Annotated in this window: 5 protein-coding genes; 2 read left to right on the top strand and 3 right to left on the bottom strand. The window is 40.6% G+C overall.

Going from position 1 to position 5,293, the window contains the following annotated elements:
- The coding region (locus tag BLP50_RS13985; RefSeq protein ID WP_143001154.1) for a carbohydrate-binding protein at positions 1-1,484 on the bottom strand (1,484 nt) is incomplete at its 3' end.
- Between the two features lie 460 nt (positions 1,485-1,944).
- Here BLP50_RS13985 and BLP50_RS13980 point away from each other — a divergent pair.
- Entirely contained in the window at positions 1,945-3,417 is a 1,473-nt protein-coding gene (locus BLP50_RS13980; RefSeq protein ID WP_090155854.1) for a bifunctional UDP-sugar hydrolase/5'-nucleotidase, read from the top strand.
- Between the two features lie 79 nt (positions 3,418-3,496).
- On the opposite strand, the gene BLP50_RS13975 is transcribed toward BLP50_RS13980, so the two are convergent.
- Complete coding sequence (locus tag BLP50_RS13975) at positions 3,497-4,066, bottom strand: GDSL-type esterase/lipase family protein (protein WP_176753794.1); 570 nt, start codon at positions 4,064-4,066, stop codon at positions 3,497-3,499.
- A gap of 42 nt (positions 4,067-4,108) precedes the next feature.
- On the bottom strand, positions 4,109-4,696 hold the full coding sequence (locus BLP50_RS13970; RefSeq protein ID WP_090155849.1) for a sugar O-acetyltransferase: 588 nt from the start codon (positions 4,694-4,696) through the stop codon (positions 4,109-4,111).
- Positions 4,697-5,157: 461 nt separating this feature from the next.
- Between BLP50_RS13970 and BLP50_RS14575 the strand changes: the two genes are divergently transcribed.
- The gene (locus tag BLP50_RS14575) at positions 5,158-5,280 is read left to right on the top strand and encodes a hypothetical protein (protein ID WP_278335200.1); all 123 of its coding nucleotides are present in this window, start codon (positions 5,158-5,160) and stop codon (positions 5,278-5,280) included.
- Positions 5,281-5,293 lie beyond the last annotated feature (13 nt).

The following is a 5,293-nucleotide window of genomic DNA, read 5'->3' as shown; positions in this document are numbered from 1 at the left end:
TCATTGATTACAACCTTATCCTTTGAAGGTGTAACCATTGCACTTGTAAGATCTGTAGCGATTTCTGCCTCAACCTTCTCATAAGGATTGATTGTTTCGCCTACTGGTGGCTCTACTACAGGTGGCTCCTCTACAGTACCTGATGTCTTTGCTACCCATGAATCAAGTGTAACGCCTGATCCACCTGCTACTACAAAGTAAACATCATGTGTTCCTGTAACTGTAGAAAGTGCCTTAGCTGTCTTAGTAGTAATTGTACTATTCTGATCTAATCTAAATGCTGCAACCTTGTCGCCTGTAGCTGAGTCAAGTCTGACCTCAAGCATTGCTGCTGCGGTTGCAGAAACATTTGCATCAAATGACTCTACGCCCTGAGCGAAGTTTACATTCTTATATGCAACATATGAATTAGCCTGTGTAAGACTTACAGCATCCTTCTTAGGAGTAACTCTTGCATTACTCATATCAGTTGCTGCTGCGCTTTCAGCCTCAACTGCGCTGTATGGATTTACTGTATCGCCTACTGGTGGCTCCACTACAGGTGGCTCCTCAACTGGTGGCTGCTCTACTCCACCTTCGGCAGCAACTGCCTGCCATCCATCAAGTGTTACCGAACCGCCCTGTGCCACAAAGTATACATTGTGTGAGCCTGTGATATTTGATGAAACATTGATTGCAGTTGCATTGGTAATATTTGTACCAACTGCTGCTGTTCCTATTGGAGCATCTGCATCGTCAATGTATACGTTCAGCTTAACCATTGGCTTTGAAGACTGAGCATATACGTTGATACTTGAAACGCCCTGAGAGAAGTTAACGTTCTGTACAAGAACCTTACCATTCTCATTGATTACTACTTTATCCTTTGATGGTACAACCATCGCATTTGTAAGTTCATCTGAAGTAGCATTCTCTGCCTCAACCTTCTCATAAGGGTTGATTGCACCTTGTTCTGATGATGGTGGCTGCACCGGTGGAGTATCTGGCTCTTCCGGTGTATCTGGTGTCTCAGGCTCCTGTGTCTCACCTGGCACTGCTTTCCAGCTATCTACAGCACAATTACCTACTTTATTTTCGAAAGTAAAGTAATCTGTATCAGCCAGATTAGTCACATCTGCCGAGAATTCCTTATATCCATCTGTAGCTGAGTATCTGATAGTTCCTACCGTTTCACCATTTTCATCCCCTTTATGGATGACAATGATTCCAGGTCCGTCAGCCTTTAACTTAACGCTGATTTTTGAAACTCCCTTTGAGAAATTTACGGTCCTCATGGAAAAATAATTTCCGTTTTCAAGACTTACAGCGGTTGTTACCCCATCTTCTTCAGTAAAAACATCTTTTACATTCCTTGTAAAATCAAGCTCAGCCTCTACTGTACCATAAGGAACAATCTGCGGTGCTGCATGAGCTTTCAAGCTTGGCGCAAGCACAGTCGTTGCTGTCACAAGCAACCCTAACGCGATTGATGTTTTTCGTTTCATTATTCTTTTTTCACCCCCGATTCCAGAAATTTGTCCTTTATTTCTTTCTTAAACGTTTAAGCTTATTTTATTTTAACAGTTTCGTATTTTTGTCTACAATGCGTAAATTTTAACAAAGATGTTAGGTCCAAACAGTACTCATTAAACAAAGATTTCAGATTTTTGACATAAAATATGATTATTATTCAGTCTTTTTAACTCTTCTTTAATTTTTTCTTACACTATAATCACTCAGTTTTTTCACTACACACAATACACATTCTGTGTATTTACGGGGTTTGTAGGGAGAATATTATTTGAAAATTTTTTTCATCTCCCCAAAATCCATTTTGTAATATTTTTATCGCTTTACTGAAATACATTTGACATATTCGTATTTTTTTTGGTAGGGTATTCCCAATGTTACATGTAACAATTTCTACTACTTGGAAAACATTACTTGAATAAAGGAGGTATTGTTTTGAAAAACAAACTTACTACGAGATTTTTAGTATCTGCTTTTACAGCAGCTACTCTCCTATTATCATCAGCTGGTACAGTCGAAGCTGCCGGGGGTGAGGTTGTAGATTTTTCTATTGTACAAAAGCGTTGTTCATACGACTCTACTTATGGCAAAAACAATAGTGACGAGAATTTAACAGGAAAGACCGTTATCATTTCAACAAACGATGTACATGGCGCCATCAAAGACTTCGCCTATGTGGCTGGTCTAAAAAATAAAATGGAAGAACGTGGAGCTTCAGTTATTCTTGTAGATTCAGGAGATTTCAGTACAGACAAACCAGAAATACAGTATTACGATAGTAAAAGTGACGATGCAAAGGAAAGTACAGATAAGTCAAAAGGAATTGCTGCTGTAAAAATAATGAATGCAGTCGGTTATGACTATGCATGCCTTGGCAATCATGAATTTGAACACAAAAAGGATGCACTTGACAACATTATCAACGCTGCTAATTTCACATTTGTAGATGCAAATATAAATGGTCTTACAGACGATAAGGTTCAAGCTTATGCCATTACAGATAGCTCAAAAACACCTGTAAAAATAGGATTCTTCGGATTACTTACTCCAGAAAGTGGTAATTGGTATGATAGATGTGGATATTCTGTAAATCCCACCGAATTACATAGCAAAGCCAGCGAAACAGCCAACGCGGTAGCTGGAGACGGCGCAGAGGTAATTATCGCTTTAACTCACTTAGGAGTTGAAAATGACATTCTTAAACATCAGGCGGGATTCGAATTTGATAGAGACGAATATGGCAATAAAATATATGACAAGGTTTATGCAAATGGAACCAGAAGTGTAGACCTTTTTGCCTTCACTGGCGAAGATGATGGTGTACATAAAATTGACCTGATGCTTGACGGACATTCTCACACAACTATGTCCGACATCAATCAGGATAAATACCCAGGATGCTATATTCAGTCTCAGGGAATTCAGCTTCAGAATATCGGCGTCACTGTAATTGATAATGACACTAAAAAAATCACTAACAGATATCTCATCTCTGAGGAATACTATTATCAGATTGGAAAGGATCCAAAGATTGAAGCCTACATTGAAAAAGTTATAGAAGCGGTTCAAGATGGTAAAGTTATCCCAGATTACAATGCTGACGATTATGAAGAATCTGCCACTACAACAGACGATGCAACAGTCGATGCAGCAGATGAAACTACAGACGCTACAGTAGACGATACTGCAGACACTACTGTAGATGACACTACAGATACTACTGTGGATGATACTACAGATACTACTGTTGACGATACTTCTGTCGATACAGTTGATGATACTACCGGCGATACTACAGATGGTGCATCAGCGAATACATCCGGCGATTCAAGCGACAACCCTGGCCACGGCGGCGGTCATCACAACCACCACAACCACCATCACCGTTATGGTCATAGAGCTGCCTAATCTTTATACTCTTCCAAATATAAATTTATAAAATCCTTACAAAAATAGCTGCTGCTCAGTTTCCTGAACAGCAGCTATTTTATATTCTCTCTTCTAAAAACTTCTCGGCAAAAGCCCTCTGCCCATCCATTGTAAAATGGACCCCATCATATGTCATAGGAATGTTCCAGACTGCTGCATCTATGGCCTCCACGCCATACTGCTCTGCCAACTTTAAAAAAATCTGGTTCATCTCAATGCTTGCCTCCCTGTACCTCATAAGGTCTGGGTCATCTGCCTCTATATATGGAGGGGTAATCATGATGAATCTGCCCTTGAAGTTCTCCTTAACATATTTAAGAATCCTCTCCATTTTCTCTGCAGTCTTTTTTGCATCAGGCATATACGTCAGCAATATGTCATTGGTGCCAAGCATCATTACCACAGTATCCTCTTCACTCAGCCCACTTAGCATGCTTGTAAAATACCCGCCTCTCACATCCGGCAGCTGACGGCCATTCATGCCGTCCTCCACCACCTGATAGGATTCTGATAGGGCGTTACTTACGATGGTAGCCCACCTTGCCTCAGCAGGATATCTTCCAGTGGCAAATCCTCTAGGATCAAAGCCGTATGTATTTGAATCTCCAAATAAAATTAACTTTCTCATATTTTCCCCTTGCATAGGTTCCTGGGAAGCCCTTCTCCTAGGCTATCTGTCCCAGCTTTTCTTTTTATCCTCTTCTGTAATCTGACGAATCACTTTACAAGGATTTCCCACAGCCACACTGTCTGATGGAATATCACTTACTACAATACTGCCCCCGCCGATTACTACATTGCTTCCAATGGTGACCCCTGGCATCACCTGCACACCAGCGCCTATCCAAACATTGTCACCTACCACTATAGGATACGCATACTCCAGCCCCTGATTTCTCCTCTCGAAATCTATTGGATGGCCAGATGTATGGAACCCACATGATGGAGCAATAAACACATCATTGCCAAATGTCACACCACCTGCATCCAGAATAACCAACCCATGGTTCGCATAGAAATTTTCTCCCACTGAGATTCTATATCCATAGTCACACCAGAAATCAGGCTCGATGTGCACATTTTCACCTGTCTTGCCAAGTATTGTCTTTATAAACTCATGGCGCTTATCCAGCTCTTCTATAGGAAGACTATTATATTTCTGACACAAGCTCTTGCACTTTACACGCTCCGCCTCCAGCTCCTTGTCATAATTTGCATCATATAGCTTCTGGCATTCCATTTTTTCTTTTTCTGTCATCTTAACCCCCGCATTTTCCCATTCTTTTTCTCGCCGCCTTAATTCTATGGCGCTACTATTGCAGTGCCGCCTTAATTCTGTGGTGCTACTATTGCAGTGCCGCCTCACCCTAGCGCCTCTAGCATTACTATACCACTGTAGGTTCTATTTATTCCACTTTCTAGTGGTACATTTCCTATTCTTTACCACTAGCATCTCTAAATATCTCGATTCCTAGTGGTAATGGACAAAAAAATTACCACTACACTTCCTGATTTCGGGGAGTACTAGTGGTAAACCATTCTTAACTATAAAAATATATAAAAACTTTTCATGTTCAATTGTATTTTTCGAACATATGTGCTAAATTATTTATGTGGTTTATCCACACTGAAAGTACCCATGACGAGGTGGAAATCTCCCGAACCATTCTATAAGGTGCTCCACAAAGTGGATGTCACTATGGAAGGGAGGTGACGCATATGTCGGACTATGAAATGTTGATGATTATGCTAACAATATTAGCATTACTCCTTACAGCTTGTGGTTTCTTACTTGCGTTGCTTGACTTTCTCGAAAAGAGAAACAACAAGCGAAAAAAATAATGCCTCTCTCGTC

The organism is Pseudobutyrivibrio sp. AR14, assembly GCF_900101325.1.
Taxonomy (GTDB): domain Bacteria; phylum Bacillota; class Clostridia; order Lachnospirales; family Lachnospiraceae; genus Pseudobutyrivibrio.
Note: the sequence above shows the minus strand (reverse complement) of the source record. Positions and strands in the feature narration are given on the sequence as shown.

Bases quoted from the DNA above. Each gene is read 5' to 3' on its own strand.
- BLP50_RS14575 (WP_278335200.1), top strand. From the start codon at position 5,158: ATGTCGGACTATGAAATGTTGATGATTATGCTAACAATATTAGCATTA.
- BLP50_RS13970 (WP_090155849.1), bottom strand. From the start codon at position 4,696: ATGACAGAAAAAGAAAAAATGGAATGCCAGAAGCTATATGATGCAAAT.
- BLP50_RS13975 (WP_176753794.1), bottom strand. From the start codon at position 4,066: ATGAGAAAGTTAATTTTATTTGGAGATTCAAATACATACGGCTTTGAT.